This is a genomic window from Priestia sp. FSL W8-0001, from assembly GCF_038050335.1.
Taxonomy (GTDB): domain Bacteria; phylum Bacillota; class Bacilli; order Bacillales; family Bacillaceae_H; genus Priestia; species Priestia flexa.
Map to the genome: position 1 here is coordinate 2488274 of NZ_JBBPAL010000001.1, position 26973 is coordinate 2515246.

The following is a 26973-nucleotide window of genomic DNA, read 5'->3' on the forward strand; positions in this document are numbered from 1 at the left end:
TAACTCAGCTTGCCAACCACACGCGCATCACGGAAAATAACTGACTTAAATCTAACGGCTTGCTAATATAGTCAGACGCTCCTGCTTCTAAGCATTTTTCACGATCATTTTTCATCGCTTTTGCGGTTAATGCAATAATTGGTAAATCAGTTAATTCCAACTCTCGACGAATCTTTTGCATTGTTTCATATCCGTCCATATACGGCATCATAATATCCATTAAAATTAAGTCAATATGATGCTCTTTTGACTCTACAATCTCTAAACACTCAAGGCCATTTTGAGCCGTGATGATGCCCATTCCCTGCTTTTTCAACGCTGTTTGTAAAGCAAAAATATTACGTTGGTCATCATCAACAATTAATACTTTCTTTCCTTGGAATACATTTGAGTCATTTATAGTTGAAGTATCTTCTTCTTGATTGTCAATTTTGCTTTCTACCTGTGTTTCAGCGACTTCCACTTCATTAAAAGTCACCGCCACTTGGTTGTACGCTTCTTCTAGCTGAGTATAATCCACAGCCCCATTAATTAAGCTTGGTAAATAAAGCGTAAACGAACTTCCTTTACTTACTTCACTATGAAGTGTAATAAAACCACCTAAAAGCTTTGCAAATTCGCTACAAATGGACAGCCCTAAACCTGTACCACCGTACTTCCGAACCGTGGCACCATCTGCTTGTTGGAAGGCTTCAAAAATCAGTTCATGCTTTTCTTTAGGAATACCAATTCCAGTATCCCTTACTTCAAACTCGAGCCAGCAGTTCGACTCCACTAATTCTTTTAGTGGGTGAGAGATGCTTTCACTTGCTCGTCGAATGAAAATAGATACTTCTCCTTGATGAGTAAATTTAAAAGCATTGGATAGCAAATTCTTCAAAATTTGTTGAACACGCTTTTCATCCGTTATAAACAGATTCGGTACATCATCCTCTTTGTATACATGAAAAGCTACATTTTTCTTTTCAGATACATGAGCAAACTGACGCTCTAGCTGTTGTGGAAGCTCGCTCATGTTAACTTCACTTAGAAGCAGCTCTAGCTTTCCTGCTTCTACTTTTGATAAATCTAAAATATCATTAATTAACCCTAATAAATCACTGCCTGAAGAGTGGATAATGCGTGCATACTCTTCTTCTTCATCTGTAAGCCTATTATCTCCATTTTCCGAAAGCATCTCTGATAGGATTAATATACTGTTAAGCGGCGTACGAAGCTCATGAGACATATTTGCTAAAAACTCAGACTTGTACTGTGAGTTCAATTCAAGCTGATTTGCTTTTTCTTCTAGCTCTTTTTTTGCAACCAGAAGCTCTTCGGACTGATGTTCTGCATCTCGCGTGCGCTCCTCTAACTGTTCATTGATGGTTTGAAGCTCTTCAGATTGCATCTGAAGCTCTTCGGACTGCGTTTGAAGCTCTTCGGACTGTGCTTGAAGCTCTTCAGTCATTGCTTGAGATTCCGAAAGTAATCGAGCAATTTCCATTCGTCTCGTAACGCTATTTATCGTCAGTCCAAACGTCTCAATCACCTGATTCATAAGCTCTTTTTCAAGCGCAGTAAAGTCTTCTAAGCTTGCTAATTCAATAACCGCGATAACTTCACCTTCAAATAAAACAGGAGCAATAAGCACACTTTTAGGTACGGTTGCACCTAAACCTGAGCCAATCAATTGATACCCTTGAGGTAAATCTGTTAAGCATAACTGTTTCTTCTCTAATGCACATTGTCCAATAAGCCCTTGTCCCATTTTAAATGATTCTCTTCCTACGTCTTCAAACCGATCAGCAACACTTGCTTCTTTTACAAACTCAATCTCATCATGCTCATCATTTCGAATATAAAATGCACCGCATGAAGCACCTGTTATTTTAGAGACCGTTAGTAGAAATTGCTCAGCTAATGTTCGAATAGACGTAATGCCTTGATACATAGTCACGATTTCTGCCAGGTTGGTTTGAAGCCAATTTCGGTCTTCTACACTATCTAGTAGCTCGTTAGTTGCATCACCTAGCTCTTTGATTTCGTCGTTTGTTTTAACTCTAATTCGCGTATTTAACTGATTTTTTGATGCAGCAATCTGTTTGATTGTATTTGTAACTTCTTTCATTGTATTAACAATTGATCTTGATAAAAAAACGCCAATTACAGTTGAAAATAAGGCGACAAATACGAGAAGACCATACATGCCTAAGGTAATATTTTTATTTTGGCTATCTAATTCCACCGCTCGTTGTTCGGTCATTGCTTTTTCCGTTTCACGAAACGAATTAAATTGACTGCGCATGTCATCCATGTAGCGGCGACCAGAATCTACTTTAAAAAACGATTCTAGCTCTTCTTTGTTACCTTCTTGCTTCCATTTAATTGTTGGTTCTCCAGCGCTTTCAACCCAACTCTCAATGGTTGACTTTATTTCCTTCAGCTTCTCTTGTTGAGAATTATCATCTAATAATCGATATAACTTATTATAATCGTCTCTCCATTGAGATTGTCCTTGTTCATAAGGTGCTAAATAACTTGAATCCCCTGTGAGTACATACCCGCGTTGACCCGTTTCCATGTTCAACAAACTATTTTCAATTCGACCTGTTAACTCATGAATTTGGATATCGTGATCAATAATAAAATTTCGCTCTTGTTGTAACGACTTAATTTGGTTATTTAAAAGAATAATAGCTATAAATAAGCTACAAACAATAAAGAAATAGCCGCCTAAAATCTTTGTTCGTATCCCCATTTTCCATTTCGTTTTCATATATGTTCCTGCCTTTACTTATTCATCTTACAGTGTATCTATTATACACTGAAAAAGATTTTTCCTATACTGTTTTTTAATTTAAAGAACACGGGTTAGCATTCGGGCTAAAAAGCACCTATTAAACACATAAATCTACTTGTTTCATTTCCATTAATAGCTTATTCTAGATTGGATAAGAAAAAAGAAAGGAGGATCTAGATGCTAGATTCAACAATTCATCCTCTATCATTTGATGCTCAGCATAAAGTAGTGCAAACCAACACCTCTTACTACCATACAAAATGGAGCTCGGTCACAGACCCTGCCAAAAATAACAGCTGGAACTGGATGGCCTTTTTATTTTTTCCATTCTGGCTTGCCTACCGCAAGTTATATAAAATCTTTTTAATTATTGCGCTGATTGATATCCCACTGCTCGTTGCAACATATATCATTGATATCCCATTTCTCGTTGAATTACTTTTTTATTTGGTGATTGCCATAGTAATAGGAATAAATGCTAATCGTTGGTATTATAAACATGCTTTTAAACTAGTACAGTCCGCTATGGATCTCCCAGAAGAAAAGCAAATTCTTTATTTAAAAGATAAAGGTGGCACACACATCGGTAGTTTAATTGGATTAAACGCACTCGTTATTGCTTTTAGTATTGGTGCTGATTACGGATTATCTTATTTACCGACTAAAACAAATGCTAAAGACATTATGAAGTACAGCGATGAAGGAATAACGCTAGAAGCATTTACGGATAATCCAACGTGGACGTATATCAAAAAAGAAGATAATCATCATATTATTCAGTTTAAAGGCTATGACTATGCTGAAAAAGAACATGTACGCATCCTATTCTATACATATATTCATAAGCAAGTATACGAGTGGCATGAAGTCTACATAAATGGCAAGAAGCTAAGTGATGAAGAAGCTGAGGAATATGAATATTGGATTGAAGATAATACGTGGTATTAAAAAAAGAAGGTGCACGCTACCTTCTTTTTTTATAAATTAGTTTACTAATCACTATTTCTTTTGGTTCAAGCAATAATGTTCTATTATTACTTTTCCTTCTTTTACAGAAATACCTTCTTTCTCTAAAAATGTCGCTTGAGTCCAAGCAGCTTCTTCACTTTTAATTACAATCTCACCTTTTGCATTTACAACACGATGCCACGGTAATTTATGCTTTTGACTCATAGAGTGTAGAATGCGAGCTACTTGTCTCGCTGCCTGTGGGTTTCCTGCTTCCTTTGCAATTTGTCCATATGTCATAATGTACCCACTAGGGATTCTTTGAATAATTTGAATAACCCGCTCCGTAAATTCCTTCAAGGACTTTCACTCTCCTTTTAAACCGACTTGTCTTTTTAGTATATGTACAAGCTTCTCGTTCGGTTCATGGACTCATAAAAAAAGACAGAGGAGAGCCCTCTGTCTTTTTCTTTCTTAATCGTGGAAGTTCGTACCGTCCGTTACTGCTTTCACAACGCCAACGCGTACAACGAAATCACCGAAGTGTTCACCATCATGACGCTCTTTTGCATAGCGGCTAATTAGCACGCGTAGCTCGCTTAAGATTTCGCTTTCACTGATGTTCTCACGATACATTTTACTTAAACGACTGCCGTCAAAAGCAGCCCCTAAGTACATATTATATTTTCCTGGCGCTTTACCGATAAAGGCAATTTCACCAAGTGCAGGTCTAGCGCATCCATTTGGACAGCCTGTCATACGAATCGTAATTTCTTGATTACGAAGACCGTTTTCATCTAAAATTTCATCGATTTGTTCAATAAGCGTCGGCAAGTAGCGCTCTGCTTCTGCCATCGCTAATCCACAGGTAGGTAACGATACACAAGCAAGTGAACTGCGACGAAGCGCGGAATAATGCTTGCCGTCTGTCAATCCATATTGTTCAATTAATTCACTAATTTGCTTTTTCTTTTGGCTTGATACATTAGCAATAACTAAATTTTGATTGGCTGTTAAGCGGAAGTCTCCAGTATGCACTTTCGCAATTTCACGCAATCCAGTCATTAACGGATAGCCATCGTAATCCGTTACGCGACCACCTTGAACAAATAGTGTAAAATGCCATTTTCCTCTGACACCTTTTTCCCAGCCATAGCGATCGCCGTTATGTTCAAAGTGAAATTCTTTCGCTTCTTCAAGTTTCCACCCTAGGCGATTTTCTAATTCTTTAACGACAGTATCTAACCCTAAGCGATCAACCGTATACTTAAAGCGCGCGTATTTACGCACAGAGCGGTTACCGTAGTCACGCTGAATTGTAATAATTTTTTCAGCCACTTCAAGTATTCGGTCTGGTGTACAGAAACCAATCACTTTTGCTAGTTGCGGGTACGTTTGCTTATCCCCGTGCGTCATCCCCATGCCGCCGCCGATTGCAACATTAAAACCAACTAGCTTACCTTCTTCAACAATTGCAATAAAACCTAGGTCTTGAGAGTATACGTCAACATCATTTGATGGCGGCACCGCAATTCCAATTTTGAATTTACGAGGTAGGTATAACGGGCCGTACATTGGCTCAGTTTCTTCATCCACTTCAGGCGTTGAAGCAACTTTTTCTTCATCTAACCAAAGCTCATGATATGCTCGCGTACGTGGTAATAGATAATCACTGAGTTGCTTTGACCATTCAAATACTTCTTCATGAATGTCAGATTGATACGGATTTGGATTACACATCACGTTACGATTTACGTCACCACATGCTGCAATTGTATCAAGCATTGATGCATGGATATCTTGAATTGTTTGCTTCATGTTCCACTTTAAAATACCATGCATTTGAAATGCTTGACGTGTTGTTAACTTAAGCGTGCCGTTTCCGTATTTCTGAGCTAAATCATCCATAACAAGCCATTGTTCAGGCGTTGAAACTCCACCTGGTGTACGAACGCGAAGCATGAACTGATAAGCTGGCTCTAGCTTTTGCTTCTGACGCTCGTTACGAAGATCACGGTCATCTTGCAAATAGCTGCCATGAAATTTCATTAAACGATTATCGTCATCCGAAATTCCTGAGCTAATCGGTTCAAGCATCGATTCCTTTAATGTACCGCGCAGGTAATTACTGTCTTTTTTTATACGCTCAACGTCACTTGGAGGACCTTCGGGCGCTTTTAAAATTTTGTTAACCATGTTGAAACTCTCCTTTCAATCCTCAATATACGTCGCGCTGATAACGCTTTTGCTGCTGCATATCAGCTAAGTATTGCTCTGCTTGTTCACGGCTTACATTGCCTTCTTGTTCAATAATATCAATTAGCGTATTGTGCACATCATGTGCCATATGCTTTTCGTCTCCACAAATATAAACAACCGCACCTTCTTCTAACCACTCAAAAAGCTCTTTACTATGCTCTTTCATACGATGCTGAACATATACCTTTTCAGCTGTATCACGTGAAAATGCAACATCCATCTTGGTAAGTACACCGTCCTTTAACCACTGTTGCCATTCCGTTTGATATAGGAAGTCTGTTACAAAGTGCTGATCGCCAAAGAACATCCATGACTTACCTTCCGCACCAACCTCTTCACGCTCTTGCATAAACGAACGAAACGGTGCAACTCCCGTTCCTGGCCCCACCATAATAATTGGCGTTTCAGGATTGCTTGGAAGCTTAAAGTTTTGATTATGTTGAATATAAACAGGTAAAGTATCACCTGGCTGTAAGCGTTCTGCGCATAAAATAGAACATACGCCTTTACGCTCTCTTCCGTGTGAATCATAGCGCACTGCTCCAATTGTTAAATGCACTTCATCAGGATTAGCTTCTAAACTACTTGCAATTGAATATAAACGTGCTGGTAGCTTGCGCAATAAGGCAACAAAATCTCCAACTGAAACTCCAAGCGGACCAAAGTCTTTAATAAGGTCTAAAAGATCACGCCCATAGACATACTCTTTTACTTTTGCGCTATCGCTGATAAGAGCATGCAGTTCTTCATTTCCTGTAAGCTTTGCCACTTGTTCAAGAAGCGGTTTTGTTAATGTAGTAATTTCAAAGTTTGAAATGAGCGCTTCACGTAGAGAACGCACATCGCCTTGTTTGTTCACCTTCACTACTTCATCTGGGTTGAAACCTAGCTCCGAAATTAATGAATCAACAAGCTCAGGATCATTCTCTGGATAAACGCCCAAGCTGTCTCCAGGTTCAAACGTTAATCCAGAACCTTCTAAAGATAGCTCTAAGTGACGCGTTTCTTTATTTGATCCGCGACCGTTTAAGTTTAAATTTTCTAGTACTTCTGCTTTAAATGGATTCGTTCTAGAGTAAGTTGATGGCTGAGCTGATGCGTCTTCCACTGCTACAGCCGCCTCCATTTGAGCGCCGCTACCTTCACTTAAACCATTCAAAACACCTTCTGTCCACTCTGCTGCTAGTTCTTCAAAATCTAAATCGCAGTCAACTCGTGGATATAAGCGCGTACCGCCTAGCTCTTCTAAGCGTTGGTCAAACTCTTTTCCTGTTTGACAGAAAAACTCATAAGAACTGTCTCCAAGAGAAAGAACTGAAAAGCGTAAATTTTCAAGCTTTGGAGCGCGTTTTCCGTGTAAAAACTCATGGAATGAGAGCGCGTTATCAGGTGGCTCCCCCTCTCCGTGTGTGCTTACGACAATGAGTAAATTCTCAAGTTTTTTAAGGGTATTGGGTTTAAATTCACTCATAGATGCGACTTTAACATTAAAGCCTTTTGCTTCTAATGTTTTACCCGTTTGACCTGCCAAGTTTTGAGCATTTCCTGTTTGAGATCCATAAAGGATTGTTACGTCTTTAGACACAGGCTGAGCAACTGATACGCTCTGCACCGATTCAGCAACAGGTGCTGATACTGCTGCTGGTGCTGAACCGCTCGCAGCCAAGTATCCCCCTAGCCAAATTTTTTGGGATTCTGTTAGCGTTGGTAGTAGCTTATTTAATAATTCTACCTGCTCTTGATTAAAAGGACTGTTTGTGACCTGAAGTTGCAAAAATATCCACCTCACAAAGGAATATAAAGCTTAGTATGTATACAAATTATACAAAATGATTTCATTATTCTGACGAATATTTCTCTAAAAATCTCTTAATCTCTACTATTCCTATTTTTTTAATTGATTTTACACTAAAATTCAAAATTAGTAAAATACAGATAATTTATTAGTTGTATTAAAAATATTAATATGAGCCTTCAGAAAACATAATAATGGTATTTAAACAAAATGGTAGTTATTACATTGATAGTTTAAAACTATGGAGGGAAAAATGGAGATACGCTTATTTCAATATGTAATAGAAATCTACAAGATGAAAAGCTTTACGAAAGCCGCTGCGAATTTACATATCGCTCAGCCTTCTTTAAGTAAACAAATCTCCAAGCTAGAAGATGAGCTGGGTATTTTATTATTTAATCGTTATTCAACTGGTATTGAAATAACAGAGAAAGGCAAGCTGTTTGTTGTAAGAGCACAGGCTATTTTACGTATGCATGACAATTTACAAAAAGAGCTAGAGGATTCCAAAAACATAAAAGAAAACAGTATCACAATTGGCGTTACCCCTATCACAGGTGGACATGTTCTTCCGCCTTTGCTAAAGCAGTTTATGCATCAGTATCAAACTGTAAAAGTAAAGTTTCTGGAAGACTCAAGCGAAAATATACTGAAATTATTGGTCAACGCTAAAGTAGATTTTGCTTTGCTATCACTTCCGATTAAAGATGAACGCTTAAAATATGAACCTTTTTTAACAGAAGCTCTCTACCTTGCTGTTCCAAAGAATTCGCCCAATTGGCTACCACCTTTATCGAATCGCTTAACCGATTACGAAAATTGCCCATTCATCTTATTAAAAAGCGGGTTTGACTTTCGCTCGAAGGTACTCTCTTTATGTGCAAATCACCAGGTTCAACCAGCAGTAGCTTATGAAACAAGTAGTATTGAAACAGCTCAAGCATTAGTTTTGAACGGCCTTGGAGTTACCATTGTTCCTGAAATGGTTATTAAACATGATAATCCTTCCACAATTCGCTATATAAAACTAGAGCACGCTACGCGTACGCTTGTATTCGCTCACGTTAAGGATTTTTACCTTAGTCAAGCTTCAAAGAACTTTATAAATATGGCAAAAAGCACCGAAGTTTCTACTTTCAACTAGAACCTCGGTGCTTCCTTTTATTCTTCCTCTTCTTCTATAACCTGACCGATGAACGATAGTACAGATCCACCTGCTTGAATCCAGCTTCCAAACACATTTAATACTTCTCCTTTATTATTATTATTATCTTCATTAGAACCATTATCTGTCCCTGTTGCTTCTTCTAGTTCTTCTGCTCTTAAATCATACCCATCACCTAGAGCTTGCATCGAATTCCCAATAATTTGCATGATATTTCCGACGATGCTATATACCTCTCCAATATTTGAGTCGTCCTTTAACTCATCTCCTAAAGCAGCCGCTCCTCCCAAAGCTTGCATTAAGTTTCCAGAAATAGTAAGACGAGTTTGTACTTCCTCTTCTTCTAACAAAAGAAGGCCTGCAACAATGGTGGAGTTGCCGACAGCTTGAATTTCGTTTCCAATTTTTTCGAGTGAGATTTCTCCTTGCCCATTTGCTTCTAATGCGTTACCTGTTCCCTGAAGTAAGTTCCCCCAAAGATTTAAATTGTACTTAGCTTGTTCAGAAAGCCACCAGAAAGGCGTACTTCCAACTGCGGCCGTTATGGTTCCGATAGCGGCAATTGCAGCTCCAACTACTTCCAATTGTCCATTCTCCATCCATGCCACGCCCCGTCATAAAGTTCTTTTTACAGCATATGCATGAGAAATTGAAAGTGATTTCATCTAAAAAATAGCCCTTTACGTTATGTAAAGCGCTATTTTTTTGTAATGTTATCCTTTTTTATTTACAAGTAACATATAAGCACATAAAGCAAGTAACTCACAGATTGCAATAACAATTCCCATCGCTAAATCCGTATTGTTTCCAAATGCGCCTACTAACGGCGCTACGGATCCTCCTAGTAAAAATGGGAGTAGTCCTAATAAAGCAGCTGCACTCCCCGCTTGTTTTCCTTGAGTTTGCATAGCTAATGAAAATACCGTTGTATTGACAATCCCAACGCTTGTTACTGAGAAGAATAAAAAAACACACAGCAGCAACACAGAGTCTGTAAATAAAATAGCGAGCACTAAGCTAATGCTGCCAATAGCAGCTTGAATCAGACCATACGTCAGCAAGATACTTTCAGAAATTCTTCCTGCCAAACGTCCCGTCACCTGCGTGGCAATAATTAAACCTAAACCATTAATACCAAACACAGCACTAAACATTTGTGGAGACAACCCATAAATTTCTTGAAGAACAAATGTTGAGCCCGAAATGTAAGCAAACATTGCGCTCATTACGAACCCTTGCGTCAACGCGTAACCTACAAATGTTTTGTCTTTCACTAAGCTTCCAAAGGTTTGTAAAATCTCTTTAAATCCGCCTGTTTTACGGCGTTCCGGCGGTAGTGTTTCATCTAGTCCAACCATAACGCTGATTAACATAACTAAGCCAATTACGGTTAAAACACCGAATACTCCTCGCCACGATACGAACTCCAGTACTTGACCTCCTGCAATCGGTGCTACAATAGGTGCTAACCCGTTAACGAGCATCAGCATTGCAAAAAATTTAGTTAAATCTGTTCCTGAAAACAAGTCTCGCACGCTCGCTCTTGAAATGACCATACCAGCCGCCCCTGCAGCTCCTTGAATAAAGCGTAAGGCAATAAATATCCAAATAGTAGGTGCCACAACGCATAAAGCTGAAGCGATTGTATAGATAATAATTGAAATAACGAGAGGCTTTTTTCGACCTTTAATATCGCTAAAAGGCCCCATTAACAGTTGACCAAACGCTAACCCAATCAAGCAGGCTGTTAAACTAATTTGAACTAAAGATGTTGTCGCATCAAGTTCTTTTGCAATTGTTGGCAGAGCGGGTAAATACATATCGATTGTAAAAGGCCCAAATGCACCCAGCCCTCCTAAAATTAAAACAAGCAGCAAACGGCTTTTTGAACCAACTGCTATATTTTGCGCAAGCTCTCTTTGCATAATATTCTCTCCTTTTTACCCAAATGAAAAAGAGCAACTGTATCCGTTGCTCATTGAACTAAAAACAAAATTTTAACCAGTAAATATAAAATCCATATTGAGACAATTAAAATTAATCCATTTAAAAGACGATTTTGAAACGTTTGAGTTTTTTTCTTTGGCTGAGCTTGTTTTCTTCGTTCAGAACGACTCATGGGCTGTTGATTATCATGATTCGCTAACATGATCTTGCATCTCCAATCTTACTAACAAAATCTTTTCTCGCTAAATAGTTTACCACACTTCTACTAAATAGTGGAGAATAACCATTACAAAAAAGAGGGTGGACATAACAAAACAAATTTTCAAAAAGACACACAATCTCTTTTCTCACCTCTTTACGTTATCAGAACACGTTCGTTCCATTGCGCTACGGCCACTCGCTTTCCGCGGAGACTGTCCTACGCTCCATTCCCCCCTGTTTCTAACATTGTTTTCACAATCAACAAAAAACCTGAACGATTAAAAGTGAGGAACTCTCAATCGTTCAGGTTTATCATTGGCTGAAATCCTTATGTCCCAGCCTCCCTTTCTTTATCTTTTTGCTTTAAATTTCCACACATAGCTTTGAAAGTCGCCTTGTAAGGAAATAGGGATATGAATTCCACTGTACATAAGCTCATCGCCCCCATACACCTTATCTGTTCCTATTAATTCATACGATTTCTCTGAATCTAACCCATGAAGTTTGATCGAGCGCAAAGGTGCCGCTGGCTCAGCAAGTACACGATAATAAAATACTACTACCTCTTCTTTTGCTTCATCCGTAAATAACCATGCTGTTTCATGTCCTTCAAATGGACTTAAGAGTCGATAAAAATTACCGTACTGAATGAGTCTTCGAATTTCCTTATATTCCACAATTTGCTCTTTTACAGCTTGTTTCTCTTCATCTGTTAGCTTCGTTAAATCTAGCTCATAGCCAAGGTTGCCAGCCATTGCTACATCACCGCGCATCTTTAATGGTGCATAGCGATGAACTTGGTGATTCGGAATATCTGATACGTGCGCTCCCATTGATACAATCGGGTACACAAGGCTTGTGCCATACTGAATTTTCAGACGTTCAACCGCATCCGTGTTATCGCTGGTCCAAGTTTGCGGCATGTAATACAGCATCCCTGGGTCAAAGCGTCCTCCACCACCAGAGCAGCTTTCAAATAAAATATGAGGAAATGCAGTTGTAAGGTCCTCCATCATTTTGTATACGCCTAAAATATGGCGATGAGACGTTTCTTTTTGACGCTCAGCAGGAAGAAGTGCTGAACCCACTTCTGTTAAGTGGCGGTTCATGTCCCATTTTACATACGTAATTGGAACGCTTGAAAGAATAGCTGAGATGCGTTTTGTAATTTCAGCGCGTACATCTTCTCTAGAAAAATCAAGAACCAGTTGCTCTCGACTTTCCGTTCGATGACGGTTCGGTACGTGCAAACACCAATCCGGATGTTCTCTATATAAATCACTATCTTTTGAGACCATTTCAGGTTCAAACCATAAGCCAAACTCCATGTTTACGTTGTTTACACGTTTGGCCACATCTTCTAAGCCTGCAGGAAGTTTCTCATTATCAACGAACCAATCTCCAAGTGACGTTGTGTCTGAGTTGCGCTTTTTAAACCAGCCATCATCAAGTACAAACAGCTCCATGCCAAGCTCGCTACCTACCTTGGCAATTTGCTCTACTTTCTCCGCATCAAAGTCAAAGTAAGTAGCTTCCCAGTTGTTTACTAGTATTGGACGCTCTTTCTCTTTAAATTCACCGCGTAATAGATGGTTTTTATATAAATTATGGAAAGTGTGAGACATTTCTGATAAACCTGCAGCTGAATATACCATGACGACTTCAGGAGTTTGAAAAGCCTCCTCTTTTTCTAGTAACCACGTAAAATTATGCGGGTGAATGCCTACAGATAAACGCGCCGTTGAAAACTGGTCTACTTCTACTTGGGCTAAGAAATTACCGCTATAAACAAAGTTAAATCCGTATACTTCTCCAGAATATTCAGTCGCATCTTTACGAAGCAGCGCAAGAAAAGGATTCTGCTGATGGCTGCTTGCACCTCTTATACTGCCAACAGATTGAATACCCGTATGCAATGGCTGACGCTCAACATGACGCTCTTTCCCCCATGCACCTGGCAGTGAAAGCATATCAAATTCTGCGTCCCGAAAATCAACGTTAGCACTGAGAGCACGAATCAACTTTATAGACTCTTTCCCTTGGTTTTCAAACTTTGTCGCACGCGTAATCCCATTATAGTTTTCAAAAACCGTATACTGTAACGTTACTTCTAAGCCAATAATGCTATCTTCTAACACAACCTCTAGAGTCTCTGCTTCATCATCAGAATGAATATATGTAGCTGGTAATTCTTCTAAGCTAGGTTTCCCTTTATAAATTCGATGCTCTTTATAACGTAAATCCGTAACCGCTGTACCATTTGATAGTTCTACTTGATAAGCTGGTGAACGAAAATCACCGTTTCCATGCTGAGGGTATTCTTGAGGTAACCAATCCAGTGAAAACGTGCGGTCTCCTTGATATGGGTTCGGAGAAAACGAACGGTCTAACGGCTGGATTTGGTTTGTGTGATTGTAGTTATTAATCTTTCTCCCCCAGTAAAAATGAGCTAAGTAATTATCTCGAACAAGCCCCATTACGTAGCTTGTATCTTTTGCTTTCAAGTGAAAGATCTTATTCTTTTCGTCAAATAAAATAGACATTTCTCTCCATCTCCCCTAGCTTTGTTGTCATTCTATCTTTTCTGCTATACTTTCCCGAGCAATAAAGCTCGTAGGTAACATAACCTTAATTGGTAACTCTCTTCCTTTTAATCTATCATGAAGAAGCTTTACCGCTGTTTTCCCCATTTCTTCTGTATGAATTTTAACTGTAGATAGGCTTGGAGTTAGGTAAGCTGCTGCACTAATATCATCAAAACTAACAATTGATACTTCCTTTGGCACATGAATACCTGCTTCATTAAGCGCTTTTAAAGCTCCAATAGCCAATGGGTCACTCGCTACAATAATTGCAGTAGGCATGCTTTCTTGATTAATTAATTCTTTCGTCATTTCGTATCCATGAATTGGATCCCATCCCGTTACTTTTACATAGCGTGAATGAAAGTTCCCTTTTTCTTTCATCACTCGTTCATACGTGTTTTGACGTCTTTCAGAATGATGCTCTCCGGCACTGTCACTGAGGCGCTTTGTAATCACTTTCCCACCAATAAAGGCAATATCTTTATGCTTCATTTCTTCTAGCTTTTCAATTAAGCCTCTAGTTGCAGCTTCGAAATCAGACGTCACTACATCAAAATCATTACCTTTAGGTGTATAGTCAACAAAGATTAGCCTATTTTTATTGTAATAAAATGACGCTAAATCTTTTTCGTCAATTGCTCCTATCACGATTAAGCCGTCCAAATGATTAAGTCCGCCTTTAGGGATTTCATTTTCACCAACCACAAATACGTTTTCAATTTTAAATTGATAAGCTTCACAAATACTTTCGATGCCTAATCGAATAGATAAAAAGTATGGATCATTCACTTCATCTTTTTGTGATGTTGTTAGGATTAAACCGATAGAACGAGTCTCTGTTAATTTTGAATACGCCGTATTTTTTCTTTTTGACGACTGATAATTTAAGCTTTTTGCAGTGTTAATTACTCGCTTACGCGTATCGTCAGCGACGGATAGAGTTTGATCACTATTTAAAATTCTAGATACGGTAGCGATTGAAACGCCTGCTTGCTGTGCAATATCTTTAATCGTTGCCATAAGTTAGCCACTCCCTGTAAAACTTCTATTTGCTTTTATGATAGCATACGAAAATTGGTATAGACCAAACAGTTTACGAAAAAAGACTGCTTGCTTATTATGCAGTCGTCGGCAAAACAGTTAATTTTACTATTTTTTAGTAAAATTAACTAAATTTATTTTATCAAAACCTCCGATGGAGTTCAACATCTTTTTGAATGCGTTTTCAAAAAAAGAAGAAAGAAGAAGCTGATTAACCTCAGCTCCTTCTTTCTTCACTCTCTATTCAATGGCGTCATAAACGCCTGTTACAACGCTTCCATATTGACCGGTTTCAAACACATCTCCTTCAAAGCGATTTGGATTTTCTGACGGATTAATAAGTGGTGAATGTTTCTTGTTCGTCAATAAAACAATACCTAAATCCTTCTCTCGATCAATGATTGTGACAGTACCAACCCAGCCAGTATGGCCAATTGCATTTTGACTTGCATGAGGACCAAACATCCATTCCATGCTTTCATCCCCGTTTCGTCTCCATCCAAGTGCATATGTAGAATTCATAGGTGACGGCTCTGTAAAGGTTTGAATTGTTTGCTCATTAAATAATTGATGACGACCATATCCTCCTCCGTTTAACATGACTTGTAGTAAAACTGCTAAATCACTCGTTGTTGAAAACAAGCCAGCATGCCCCGAAACACCTGCCATTGAATAATATGCTTTTTCGTCATGAACTTCTCCTTGCAATGTATATGTTCGAACATTCGGAAAACTTACAACACCATCCCGCGTATTGCCCTGTAGTTCAGTTGCCGCAAAGTCTTTAGACTTAAATCCTTTTTGTAGCGGGTTAAACAGTGTATGTCTCAAGCCCAATGGTCGATAAATTTCATTTTCCACATAATGATCTAAGCGCTGATTAGTAATTTTCTCAACGATAACGCCGAGGAGCATATAATCAACGTCGCTGTATACATTCTTTGTTCCTGGTTCGTATTGAAGAGGTGTCTTGGAAATTAAACTAATGGTTCTGTCTCTTTCCTGAGAATATAAAGCACCCGCTTTTGGATGAAAGTATTGTGGATCTGGTGGAAATCCCCCGCTATGATGAAGTAAATCAATCACTTTCATTTGATCCTTTCCTTTAATAACATCCTCTGATTGGTCTTTAAAGTCTGGTAGATATGTTTGAACCTTTTCATTTAAATTTAGCTTCCCTTCGCTAACCAGCTTTTGGAGAGCGAAGTTTACCGCATACATTTTCGTATTGGATGCTAAATCAAACATAGTATTTGTCTTCATTTTCTCAGGGTGTTTTAGCGGTGTGGCACTGTTATATTTTTCAGCATAGCCATACGCGGTATTTTTCACAACCTTACCATCTTTTACAACAAGTAATACGGCACCTGGAAAACCCCTTTTAATTTCTTGTTCAATCATGGCATCCACTTCTTTTAGCTTTGCAGATGACATGCCAACCTCCTCAGGTTTTGCTTTTTTTAACAATGAATAATTGATAGCGTAAGATGAGTCTTGATGAACGGATGTTTCTGAATGAATAGTAGCAGATGTAAATGAGGGGCTGCTTGTTAGAGCAAGCAGTGATGCTAGCGATAATGCTGCGTACGATTTTTTCATGGCACTTCCTCCTACAAGAATAATAGATGCATAACTAGGATTGTGCTTCTACTATTATTGTAAAAGAAAACTTGATTAGAAGATATTGGATATAAGTCCTGTTTCTTCATTTAAAATTCAACTAATGCATTCGACTTATTCTACAAGATTACAAACTTTCTAACACAGTTAACGTTTTTTGTAATAATGCTAGTCCATTTATGATAGATAAGAAAGAAGAAGGTCTTATTCTTCCCCTTTCTTATCCCATACTACTACCCTCTATTTCTAGAAACCGATCTCATAGCAAACCATTGAATAATACTCATCGTAAATGTCACAACAAATAAAAAAACATATGTGGAGTAAAATTGACCGGTTAAGTCAACTAAAGTACCGATGATAATTGGTCCTAATGCACCGATGATATAGCCAGCTGACTGGGTCATTGCTGACAAGCCAGCAGCTTCATCAGCGTTTTTCGATAAATCAATCGGTAGTAATAAGTTTAGCGGAAATAGCGTTCCAGCACCGATACCAATAAAGATTGCACCCACCCATGGAACAACTTCAAGAGCTAATAAAAGTAGACCTAACGCTTCCATTCCAGCGGCAAACCAGAGCCAAAAAAGGCGTGATGTCACTTTTTTTAATAAAACTGGTAATAAAAAACCCACTGGAATTTGAGTTGCAGTAAAGAGCGTAAGAATGTTTGCTGCATACTGCTTCGAATAGCCCTGATTTTCAATCAGTGGAGCAATCCAAGCCGTTGCCGAATAAAAAATCATGGCCATACAGCCAAAAGATAACGTTAATAGCCACGCGCGTTGGCTTTTCCAAGGTATAGGCTTCACTTCTTCGGGTACCGAAAGACCAGAGGGACTTTCGCTATTTTTCAAAACCCATTGCCACCACACCGGAATAGCAGCAATAGCAAATAGTACCCAAACGCTCAGCGTCACTCTCCACGAATTTGTGTTTTCATAAATCGAAACTGAAAGCCATGAAGCGGCAACTGCTCCTGTTGTCAAAGCAGCTGTATACAGACTAATCATAAACGGTACATGTTCATTAAAATATTTTTTTATAAAGCCAGACAAAAACGGGCCCATAGCGGCAATTCCTACTCCTGCTATAAGCGAGGTCATAATTAAAAAGCCTGTTGAATATGTAAAAAAACGTAGTACCGTCCCAATTCCAATCAAACAAAGCGCATACCCAATAATACGCTCTAGCCCAAATTTTTGAGCCAAGCTTGCAGCAAGCGGTGAAAACACTCCCATACACAACACGGGTACAGCTGTCAAAAGGCTAGCCGTAGACGCATTCATTTGAAGTGCTGACGTAAGCTCCTGTAAAATAGGGGAAATTGAATTAATAGCTGGCCTCATATTTAGTGCTGCAATCATAATGGAAACAGCAAATAAAACCATTTTCTTTTTATTGATGATCATCACCCCCACACCTTCTCTTCTATTATACGTCAGTTCTTCTAACAATGACGTAAAAAAAAAGCAGCTTCCATTGGAAGCTACCTTTACTCATACTCTTTTTCAAAGTGTTTTGTACTCCGAACCGTTTCAATTGGTCGTACAAGCTTTTCAATTTGTTCACGTTTAGGCTCTAAAAATGGAGGAAGTGAAAGCTTTTCTCCTAGTGTTTCATACTCTTCATCTCCCATAAATCCTGGACCATCCGTTGCAAATTCAAATAAAATCCCAGGAGAAACGCGAGCATATAAAGATTCAAAGAAATGACGATTCACATAGCCTGATGTTGGAAATCTAAAGCTCGCAAGTCGATCAATCCACTCTTCAAGTACTTGACGATCATTCACTCGGAACGCAACGTGGTGAACGGTTCCATACCCTTGAATACCTTCAGGTAAAGTTGTGTTATGTTCAACTACTACTTGAGCACCGTTCCCACCTTCTCCAACTTCAAATAGATACAAGTCACCTTTTTGGTCCACCTCGCGGAATAATAATACTTTCTCTAATACTTCCTTAAAGAACTCATAATTCGCCACGCGTACAAAGATTGGACCAAGTCCAGTAATGGCATATTCCAGTGGAATCGGCCCCTTTTGCCAAGGTATACCAGAAGCTACTCCGACATTTCCTTCATCAGAAATTAATTGGTATTGCTGATCATCAAAGTCCACAAAAGATAAAGTTTTCTTTCCGAATAGTTCCTGAATACCACCGTGATGAACACCTAAACGATTAAATCGCTTTTCCCAATATTGAAGTGCTTCATTGTTTGGAACACGAAATGATGTTTTAAAAATTTCATTCGTACCATGAGATCCTTTTGGAATTCCTGGGAAGTCAAAAAACGTCATATCAGTTCCAGCACTTCCTTTATCATCTGCAAAAAACAAATGATAGGTTTGAATATCGTCCTGGTTGACTGTTTTTTTCACCAAGCGCATCCCTAGTACATACGTGAAAAACTCATAATTTTTTTCAGCACTACTCGTAATAGCTGTCACGTGATGAATACCTTTTAATTCATTCATTCTAATTCCTCCTAACTAGGATTATGTTTATACCATCATTTATTTTCACATCAAATATCTTTAATTCGAGATAATTATATCAAATTCACTTTCATTATGTCAATGTCAATCAGCTCATTATAATAAAGTTAAAAATGGACTCGCCCTTTTCTACTCAATACAGGCTTTTGCATATACCAGGTTGTCCGGTTTTTCATATCTTATATTAAGTAGAATGCATTAGAGCTTCTACTAATAAAACAACTGGGAGATGATTGTCAATGTGTAGAAAACACGACAAGCACCGTAAAGGTAAAAAAGATTATGGTAAGAAAGATTATGGTAAGAAAGAGTTTAAATGCTACTGCTACGAAAAAGATTCTTACAAAAAAGATTACAAGCACGATGACAAAAGAACTTGTGACAAAAAGAAACACAGCTACGACAAGAAAGAAAGATGCTCTTATAAAAAAAGCAGCAAACGCCACGGTAAATGGGACTACTAATTTAAATAAACTAAATTTATTTTAGTAAATAGAAAGAGGCTGGGACAAAACCCTCCTCTGAACCGAAAAAGCCGGTGAAATTTTACGACGAGTAAAATTTCACCGGCTTTGTTTATTTTTACATTAAAATAAGGACCACTTCTGATAAAATAAAGTTACCATACAAAATCTTATCGGAAAGAAGGGTCCTTATGTTTAAAGATTATAACATGAATCAAGTGGTTTTGCCTTTAGATTTAGAAATAAAATTACAAGAAAATGATATTGCCTTCGCCGTTCACCATCTCGTTGAACATATTCCAGATGAAGCCTTTGCCGGCTTCTTACAGAAAACGGGGTGTCCTGCTTACCATCCACGCATGATGATGAAAATCATTTTATGTGCCTACACACAGTCAGTTTTTTCAGGAAGAAAAATTGAAGCGCTTCTCAAAGATAGTATACGTATGATGTGGCTAGCTCAAGGTTACGAACCGAGCTATCGGACAATCAATCGATTTCGTGTTCACCCAGAAGTTCAAGTGCTTCTTCGTGAGTGCTTTGTCCAGTTTCGATGTCAGCTTATTCAAGAGAACGAGATTGATAATGAAGCAATCTTCATTGATGGAACGAAGATTGAAGCAAATGCCAATAAGTTCACATTTGTCTGGCGCAAATCAATCGAAAAGTATAGTGCGAGCCTCTTGGAGAAATCAACCCAGCTGTATGACGAACTAGTAGAAAGAGAAATTATTCCACAGATCGAACGAGAAAGTTCGGACGAACTTTCTGTTGAAGAATTATCTCTAATCACTAAAAAATTAGAAGAAAAGGTTGAAGAGTTGACAAAAGAAATTGAAGCAAGTGAAGATGCCGATGAACGAAAACAACTGCGATCAAGCAGAAAAGAACCGAAGAAAGCGTATAAGCAATTTCAAGACTTTGTGAAACGTAAGTTAAAGTATGAAAAAGACATGGAGATTTTTAACGAACGGAATAGTTATTCAAAAACAGATCATGATGCCACGTTTATGCGTATGAAGGATGACTACATGAAGAATGGCCAACTGAAGGCGGGGTATAATGTGCAAATTGCGACAGAAGGTCAATATACACTTGCTTACGATGTCTTTTCAAATCCAACGGACACACGAACACTTTGTCCGTTTCTTGACGCAATTGAACATCACTACTTCGAACTCCCAGACTATATTGTCGCAGATGCGGGATATGGAAGTGAAGAGAATTACCTCGATGTGCAGAACAGAAAGCGTACGCCTCTTATCACATATAGTATGTATCGAAAAGAGAAGAAAAAACGCGTTAAGAATGACCCATTTCAGACAGCGAATTGGGATTATCATGAAGAAGATGATTCCTTTACTTGTCCCAACGGGAATAAGTTGACGTTTCGTTACAAATCGCATCGCACAGACCGTTACGGATTTACAAGGTTATTCAATGTGTACGAATGTGAAGACTGTTCAGGTTGTCCTTTTCGTTCACAATGTACGAAGGCGAAGGAAGGAAAGAACCGAAGAATCCATTATAACGAAAAGTGGGAACAACAAAAGAAAAGCATTCAACAGCTGCTTTCAGAAGAAAAAACGGGTAAAATCTACGGAAAACGTAAGATTGACGTAGAACCAGTTTTTGGATATCTGAAGGCTAATTTGCGTTTCACTCGAATGTCCGTAAGAGGCAAAGAGAACGTGAAAAACGAATTAGGGTTTGCGTTCATGGCGGTGAATGTACGAAAGTACATCGCCTCCAGCGTAAAATGTGCATAGACCAATCAAACAGATCAACAAAAAAGGGTTCTCATCATCAAAATGCGATGATGAGAACCCTTTTTCATTATTTTTGGCTAGTTATGTCCCAGCCTCTTTTTTATCTTCATTTCTTCACTTTCCACCTACATTAAAATGAATCAACAAACAATTAAGCTTTGGTATGAGTAGTACTATAAAAAAGCAGATGCAAAGGCATCTGCTTCTATTCTGTTACGATAATTGGTTGACCTTTCGTCACAATGATTGTGTGCTCAATTTGTGCAACAAAGCTTCCATCATTTGTCGCTAACGTCCAGCCGTCATCCAGCTGATATGCTTCTTCAGCATTTGTTGACACGAACGGTTCATACGCAATAACCATTCCATCTTTTAAAAGCGTGCGGTCTCTTGGCTCATAGTAGTTATGAACGTGATCTGGCTTATCGCGAAGTGAATGTCCTACCCCGTGACCCGTTAAGTTAGTAATAACCGTGTACCCACGTTTGCGTGCACTGTTATGAACAGCTCGCCCAACATTACTAAGCTTACCACCAGCTTTAAACTTTTTAAGTCCCTCATCAAATACTTCTTTTGTCGCTTTACAAAGCTTCTCTAAAAACTTATTACTGTCCCCAACAACAAACGAAATGCCCGTATCAGCAAAATAACCGTCTTTCGAACCTGATACATCAATATTAACAAGATCTCCATCTTCAATTACACGTTTACCAGGAATGCCGTGAGCTACCTCTTCGTTTACACTAATACAAGAATAGCCTGGGAAATCAAATAGTTCTTTCGGAGCAGAAATTGCTCCATGTTTTTCAAAAAGTTCTTTAGCTAATTCATCTAGTTCGCCCGTTGTAACTCCAGGCTTCGTTTCTTTTACTAACGTATCTCTTATCTCAGCAAGAATCTTTCCAATTTTCATTAAGCCTTGCCTTTCTTCTTCAGTACGTACTATCAATTTCTATTCACACCTTTCATATGAACATATCTTATCTTACTCCAAGGATTCAAGCAATGAGTTAGGATTATAAATAAATAAAACAAAATATTCATTTTTTTCACCACATAAAAATACAGGCTTTATTATAGCCTGTATTTCTTTATAAGCTAATTACTGTTTTATAGTATGGATTCATTAATCTAACAGCTCTTTATTTTTTGCATACGAGCGTTTTAATGAAATATATTCAGCAAGAAACATTAAAACACCGCTAATCAATACAATACCTGCTACGTCAAAAGACTTTTCGCTAAACGCTTGCCACCCTAAAAATAATACATATAGTAACGGAAACAACACTATAAAGCTAATCGACTTTACAACAATTCGCTTTTTTTCTTTTTCATTAAAAACCATTCATTTGTTAAAAGAGCACAATATTAAACTATTTGCTTTTACCAACCAGCCTGGAATTTCAAGCGGAGAAGCAACCAAAAATGAGTTTATAAACGAATTGACTTCATTTGGGTTTGACGATTTTTGCATTTGTCCCCATCATCATACTACGGGATGCACATGCAGAAAGCCGAGTATCGGCATGCTTATAGAAGCTGCCCGTAAGCATCAGTTAGACTTATCAAAATGCGTGATAATTGGAGATCGGTGGACGGACATTGAAGCTGGAAGGAAAGTAGGAGCAAAAACCATTTTAGTGCAAACAGGTGCAGGAAAAAAAGCTCTTGCTGAGAATAAGCATGAACAAACGAAAAATTCCCCTCATTATATTGCTACGAACTTAGAAGAAGCGGGAAAGTGGCTCCTCAAAGCTTAGTTCTATTTAAAAGGGAAAAAGAGAATGAAAGATAAAATGTTTTATGTTTGGTTGGCCGTTATTGCATTGTTCACAGGTGAAATCGTGTTATTTATGATGCTTTACTTAGTGTTAATGGCACTCCAGGGCATACACCAAACGTTGCTGCATTTTTATGAAGATTGGAAGCGCAGGAATAACATATAAAAAGCCAGCTTGACCATATGGCCAAGCTGGCTTTTTATTATACTTCAGCTGCGTTTTCTTGCAGTTTCCTTACTTCTACTTCTTTTATTTGCAATCCATCTACATCAGTCACCTTAAACTCATAACCTTCGTAAACGATACAATCGTGAAGCTCAATATCGGTTTTTTGTGTTAAAATCCAACCGCCAATCGTATCGACTTCTTCTTCTTCGATGTGAATTCCTAATAAGTCGTTCACCTCTTCAACTAGCACTTTGGCATTTAAAAGGTAATGATCGTCTGATACTTTACGAACCTCTTGAACTTCTTCGCCATCAAACTCGTCCTGGATTTCTCCAACGATTTCTTCAAGAATATCTTCAATCGTAACAAGTCCAGACGTCCCGCCATATTCATCAATTAAAGCAGCCATTTGCGTACGATTCTTCTGCATGGTTAACAGTAAATCGTGAATTGGAATTGATTCAATAACCTGGATAATTGGCTTCATATATCGCTCAACCTTCTCTTGCTTTAAGTGACTATGAATGACCACATCATTTAAAACTTCTTTTAGGTTAATTAAACCAATAATTTGATCTTTGTCACCTTCTGCTACAAACGGATAACGCGTATAGCGTTCTTCTACTGCTACTTTTAAGAACTCTTCTATTGTATCCTCATTTGATACCACAATCATTTCTGTTCTTGGCACCATAATTTCACGTGCAACGCGATTATCAAACTCAAATATGTTATTTACATACTTATATTCCGCTTGGTTAATTTCTCCACCTTCATAGCTTTCTGACAAAATAATACGAAGCTCTTCTTCACTATGAGCGATTTCATGCTCAGAAGCTGGCTTTAGCCCGAAAAGACCGACTAAAATACGTGCTGACCCGTTTAATAACCAGATGAATGGATACATTAAGCGATAAAACCAAATAAGAGCTGGCGCTAATAATAGTGTTACCGTTTCTGCTTTTTGAATAGCAACTGTTTTCGGAGCCAATTCCCCGACTACAACGTGTAGAAACGTAACAAGAGCAAAGGCAATAGCAAAGGATAATAAATGTGACAGCGTTGATGAAAAGCCAAAATCAGCAAAAATTGGATTTAAGATTTTCTCAACAGTCGGCTCACCTAACCAACCCAAGCCTAAAGCTGTAATTGTTATACCTAACTGACAGGCAGATAGATACTCGTCAAGATGTGTGGTTACCCTTTGAGCTGCAAGTGCCCCTCTTCTTCCTTCAGCAATCAGCTGATCAACCTTTGAACTACGAAGTTTTACAATGGCAAACTCAGCCGCTACGAAGAACGCGGTCAAACCAATTAAAAGCGCAACTAATATTAAATTAAGTGTAATCAATACGTTTTCTTATTCTGTCAAACGGCAGAATAAGAGAACACCTCCTGTTTTATAAAAGTATCGACTGGATTACACCTTTATGTATAAAGGTGATTCCAGGTGCATAAATGTAACTTTCAATCTCTTTTTAATGCACGCTACTTTTATTACATTAACCATACTTGCAAATCTGCTTCGTCTGCTATGTCTCCCTGCCCCATGGAATCACCCCCTTTTAAACTATCAGTTAATGGTTTTTTACTATATATATAGCAAAGATTAAGAATCATTATACATGATTTTTGGGAAACTTACAGATAAGTTCATGACGAATTTATGAACTTCATTTTAACGTTTAAATCTTTTACATTCCTGTAACAAAAGAGTTTGGGACATAACAAAATGATTGCTTCTAAAAGCCGAACAATAGCTGTTCCCATCTCTTTAGGTTAGCTGAACACGTTCGTTCCATTGCGCTTTCCACGGGGAGGAACCTGAACTACCTATGTCTCAGTCTCTTTTAATACTAAACTTTAGTTCGTGATAATGTCTCCATCTTCATCATCAATTGGATTATCAATTTCTACAGGGTCCCTCTCTAAAGAAAGCTCTTTTTTCTCTTCATCCCACTCTACTTCAAATCCTGCTCCTACTGCAGTAGTAGCAGCCGGTAAGTAGGAGTGTTTCGTTGGCTTATACATCTTCAAATCGCTCGTTTTTAAAAGCCCCAAACCAAGTAGCAGTTTATCAGCTTGTACATAAGGCTTTCCATCAATGAGCTTAAGCTGGTCATGCGTATATGGGTATTCGACATTATTCACTTTTACTGTGAACGGCCCCTCTTTTTGTTCTTGAATTGGCTTGGGCTGTTTTGCTTTATAGGAAAAGCGGTCTACTCCTAAAACCGTTCCTTCACGCGTATTATCAGCTCCACCGTACATCTTTCCAGTTTCTCGATTTAAAATAGCTGCTTGGACATTCCCAATATGCTGCGCTGTTTCTTCAAAAGCATGTCCTTTAGCCATTAGCTCTAATCGCGTATTTTGATCAATATCAGGCTCCCACCTAACAGTTGGATAAGCTGCTGAATAAATACGCGGTGTTAAAATTGCTTCTTGAATAGGCATGTCGTGATCTACAACATTCATAATTGTTTCAGCGACAGATGCAATAATTGTTGGTCCTCCTGGTGAACCAATCGCCATAAACGGCTTGCCATCTTTTCCTAAAAACGTTGGGGACATACTGCTTCGTGGTCGCTTACCTGGCTCTACTTCGTTAACTCCCCCTGGTGTTGCATCAAAGTCCGTCATTTCATTGTTAAGCATAAAGCCATACCCAGGAACCATAATACCTGACCCAAATACTTGTTCAATAGTAGTTGTATACGAAACCATATTCCCCCACTTATCTACTACTGAAAAATGGGTGGTTTGTCCGATTGGCGTTTCTTCTTTCACGACTTTTTTCTTTTCTTTCTCTCCTTCTTGATACTTCCAAGGATCTCCTTCTTTCACTTCAGGTATTGAACGATTTTTGTTAATAAGTTTACGACGTTCTTTCAGATATTCTTCGTTTAATAAGCCTTCTTTAGGTACGCTGTAAAAATCTTCGTCAGCCATATAAGCTGCGCGATCTGCGTACGCTAAGTGCATCGCTTCTGTTAAATAATGAAGGTACTGAGGAGAGTTTGCTCCCATTTTTTTAACATCATAACCTTCCATCAGCTTTAAAATTTGTAACACCGTTAATCCACCTGAGCTTGGCGGTGCTGCACTAATAACATCATAACCTCTGTATGTAGTAGCTACAGGCTCTCTTTTCTTAACTGTATAATTTTTTAAATCTTCTTCAGTCATCGTTCCTTCTTTAGCTTGTACTTCTTCAGCTAAAGCTTTCGCAATATCTCCTTCATAAAAAGCTGCAGGACCATCCTCTTGCAAAATTCTAAACGTTTTAGCAAGGTCTTTTTGTAGGAGTAAATCTCCTTCTTCAAGAGGTTCGCCATTTTGAAAGAAAATCTCGGATGCTGCTTTATTATTTTTCAACTTCGACTTATTTTCATTAATATACTGCGCCATCGACCAATTCACCTTAACGCCTTTATCCGCTTGTTTAATAGCTGGTTCAATTAGCTTTTCAAATGTCATTGTCCCATGATCTGCAAGGGCTTGTTCTAATACTTTTGCTGTACCAGGAACTCCAACTGCCTTTCCAGTTGTGTGTCTCTTGCTAAAAGGTACAGGCTTTCCTTTTTCATCTAAGAACAATTTCGATGTTACATTAGCTGGCGCCATTTCACGACCGTCAATCATTTCAATATCGTTTTCTTTCTCATCGTAAATCATCATAAATCCGCCGCCACCAATACCTGACATCATTGGCTCAACAACGTTTAAAGAAAGCTGAATAGCTACGGCTGCATCGACGGCGTTACCACCATTTTCTAACACTTCTTTCCCTACTTTAGCTGCTAAAGGGTGTGACACAGACACAAGGCCTTTCGTCGCTCCTTGCTTCATCGAGCGATTCACTCCTGGCACTTCTGCAGATCCTACTGGTGCAATAACACTAAAGACTAGCATAATAGCAAAAAAAACTTTTTAACACCTTCA

Annotated in this window: 21 protein-coding genes; 5 read left to right on the top strand and 16 right to left on the bottom strand. The window is 38.5% G+C overall.

Translation table 11 applies throughout. The annotated features are described in order from the left end of the window. Nucleotides 1-4: 4 nt before the first annotated feature. Nucleotides 5-2758, bottom strand: coding sequence for a CHASE3 domain-containing protein (locus MKZ18_RS13310; RefSeq protein WP_144593683.1), 2754 nt, complete (start codon nucleotides 2756-2758; stop codon nucleotides 5-7). Nucleotides 2759-2959: 201 nt separating this feature from the next. Here MKZ18_RS13310 and MKZ18_RS13315 point away from each other — a divergent pair, with 201 nt between their 5' ends. Continuing rightward, entirely contained in the window at nucleotides 2960-3730 is a 771-nt protein-coding gene (locus MKZ18_RS13315) for a DUF2628 domain-containing protein (RefSeq protein ID WP_061785552.1), read from the top strand. Nucleotides 3731-3781: 51 nt separating this feature from the next. Here MKZ18_RS13315 and MKZ18_RS13320 read toward each other — a convergent pair whose 3' ends face one another. The 3 genes from MKZ18_RS13320 to MKZ18_RS13330 form a co-directional block, all read right to left on the bottom strand. Further along, entirely contained in the window at nucleotides 3782-4090 is a 309-nt protein-coding gene (locus MKZ18_RS13320) for an MGMT family protein (RefSeq protein WP_062686977.1), read from the bottom strand. 114 nt (nucleotides 4091-4204) lie between these two features. Continuing rightward, nucleotides 4205-5926, bottom strand: a complete 1722-nt coding sequence (gene cysI, locus MKZ18_RS13325; RefSeq protein ID WP_076512474.1) for an assimilatory sulfite reductase (NADPH) hemoprotein subunit — start codon at nucleotides 5924-5926, stop codon at nucleotides 4205-4207. A 22-nt stretch (nucleotides 5927-5948) separates the two neighbouring features. Next, the gene (locus tag MKZ18_RS13330) at nucleotides 5949-7763 is read right to left on the bottom strand and encodes an assimilatory sulfite reductase (NADPH) flavoprotein subunit (protein WP_025910918.1); all 1815 of its coding nucleotides are present in this window, start codon (nucleotides 7761-7763) and stop codon (nucleotides 5949-5951) included. 274 nt (nucleotides 7764-8037) lie between these two features. On the opposite strand from MKZ18_RS13330, the gene MKZ18_RS13335 reads away from it, so the two are divergent. Then, on the top strand, nucleotides 8038-8928 hold the full coding sequence (locus MKZ18_RS13335) for a LysR family transcriptional regulator (RefSeq protein WP_163071292.1): 891 nt from the start codon (nucleotides 8038-8040) through the stop codon (nucleotides 8926-8928). 17 nt (nucleotides 8929-8945) lie between these two features. Here the strand turns inward: MKZ18_RS13335 and MKZ18_RS13340 are convergent, their stop codons facing one another. From MKZ18_RS13340 to MKZ18_RS13375, 8 genes are all read right to left on the bottom strand, one after another. Continuing rightward, nucleotides 8946-9548, bottom strand: coding sequence for a DUF6944 family repetitive protein (locus MKZ18_RS13340; RefSeq protein ID WP_251385770.1), 603 nt, complete (start codon nucleotides 9546-9548; stop codon nucleotides 8946-8948). Between the two features lie 114 nt (nucleotides 9549-9662). Further along, a complete protein-coding gene (locus MKZ18_RS13345; protein WP_285848229.1) occupies nucleotides 9663-10874 on the bottom strand; it encodes a multidrug effflux MFS transporter in 1212 nt (403 codons plus the stop codon). A gap of 50 nt (nucleotides 10875-10924) precedes the next feature. Then, on the bottom strand, nucleotides 10925-11098 hold the full coding sequence (locus MKZ18_RS13350; RefSeq protein WP_153301140.1) for a hypothetical protein: 174 nt from the start codon (nucleotides 11096-11098) through the stop codon (nucleotides 10925-10927). A gap of 349 nt (nucleotides 11099-11447) precedes the next feature. Continuing rightward, nucleotides 11448-13640 carry an alpha-galactosidase gene (locus MKZ18_RS13355; RefSeq protein WP_025910914.1) on the bottom strand — a complete coding sequence of 731 codons (2193 nt, stop codon included), beginning with the start codon at nucleotides 13638-13640 and terminating at the stop codon, nucleotides 11448-11450. 27 nt (nucleotides 13641-13667) lie between these two features. Next, entirely contained in the window at nucleotides 13668-14702 is a 1035-nt protein-coding gene (locus MKZ18_RS13360; RefSeq protein ID WP_251385444.1) for a LacI family DNA-binding transcriptional regulator, read from the bottom strand. 261 nt (nucleotides 14703-14963) lie between these two features. Continuing rightward, the gene (pbp4b, locus tag MKZ18_RS13365; protein WP_251385445.1) at nucleotides 14964-16322 is read right to left on the bottom strand and encodes a penicillin binding protein PBP4B; all 1359 of its coding nucleotides are present in this window, start codon (nucleotides 16320-16322) and stop codon (nucleotides 14964-14966) included. A 254-nt stretch (nucleotides 16323-16576) separates the two neighbouring features. After that, complete coding sequence (locus tag MKZ18_RS13370) at nucleotides 16577-17755, bottom strand: MFS transporter (RefSeq protein ID WP_341344556.1); 1179 nt, start codon at nucleotides 17753-17755, stop codon at nucleotides 16577-16579. Between the two features lie 83 nt (nucleotides 17756-17838). Further along, on the bottom strand, nucleotides 17839-18822 hold the full coding sequence (locus MKZ18_RS13375; protein ID WP_025910907.1) for a ring-cleaving dioxygenase: 984 nt from the start codon (nucleotides 18820-18822) through the stop codon (nucleotides 17839-17841). A gap of 303 nt (nucleotides 18823-19125) precedes the next feature. Here MKZ18_RS13375 and MKZ18_RS13380 point away from each other — a divergent pair, with 303 nt between their 5' ends. Together MKZ18_RS13380 and MKZ18_RS13385 are read left to right on the top strand one after the other, a co-directional pair. Then, nucleotides 19126-19332, top strand: coding sequence for a hypothetical protein (locus MKZ18_RS13380; protein ID WP_340842502.1), 207 nt, complete (start codon nucleotides 19126-19128; stop codon nucleotides 19330-19332). A gap of 166 nt (nucleotides 19333-19498) precedes the next feature. After that, nucleotides 19499-21076, top strand: coding sequence for an IS1182 family transposase (locus tag MKZ18_RS13385; protein WP_138116520.1), 1578 nt, complete (start codon nucleotides 19499-19501; stop codon nucleotides 21074-21076). Nucleotides 21077-21281: 205 nt separating this feature from the next. On the opposite strand, the gene map is transcribed toward MKZ18_RS13385, so the two are convergent. Beyond that, a complete protein-coding gene (gene map, locus MKZ18_RS13390; RefSeq protein WP_025910904.1) occupies nucleotides 21282-22025 on the bottom strand; it encodes a type I methionyl aminopeptidase in 744 nt (247 codons plus the stop codon). A 177-nt stretch (nucleotides 22026-22202) separates the two neighbouring features. Then, nucleotides 22203-22424 (bottom strand): hypothetical protein, encoded by a 222-nt coding sequence (locus tag MKZ18_RS13395; RefSeq protein ID WP_025910903.1) that lies wholly within the window; start codon nucleotides 22422-22424, stop codon nucleotides 22203-22205. A 4-nt stretch (nucleotides 22425-22428) separates the two neighbouring features. Here MKZ18_RS13395 and MKZ18_RS13400 point away from each other — a divergent pair, with 4 nt between their 5' ends. Beyond that, complete coding sequence (locus tag MKZ18_RS13400; protein WP_225002445.1) at nucleotides 22429-22839, top strand: HAD-IIIA family hydrolase; 411 nt, start codon at nucleotides 22429-22431, stop codon at nucleotides 22837-22839. Nucleotides 22840-23062: 223 nt separating this feature from the next. Here the strand turns inward: MKZ18_RS13400 and MKZ18_RS13405 are convergent, their stop codons facing one another. Together MKZ18_RS13405 and ggt are read right to left on the bottom strand one after the other, a co-directional pair. Next, entirely contained in the window at nucleotides 23063-24379 is a 1317-nt protein-coding gene (locus MKZ18_RS13405) for a hemolysin family protein (RefSeq protein ID WP_061786349.1), read from the bottom strand. A 512-nt stretch (nucleotides 24380-24891) separates the two neighbouring features. Beyond that, nucleotides 24892-26943 (bottom strand): gamma-glutamyltransferase, encoded by a 2052-nt coding sequence (gene ggt / locus MKZ18_RS13410; RefSeq protein ID WP_445936759.1) that lies wholly within the window; start codon nucleotides 26941-26943, stop codon nucleotides 24892-24894. Between the last annotated feature and the right edge of the window lie 30 nt (nucleotides 26944-26973).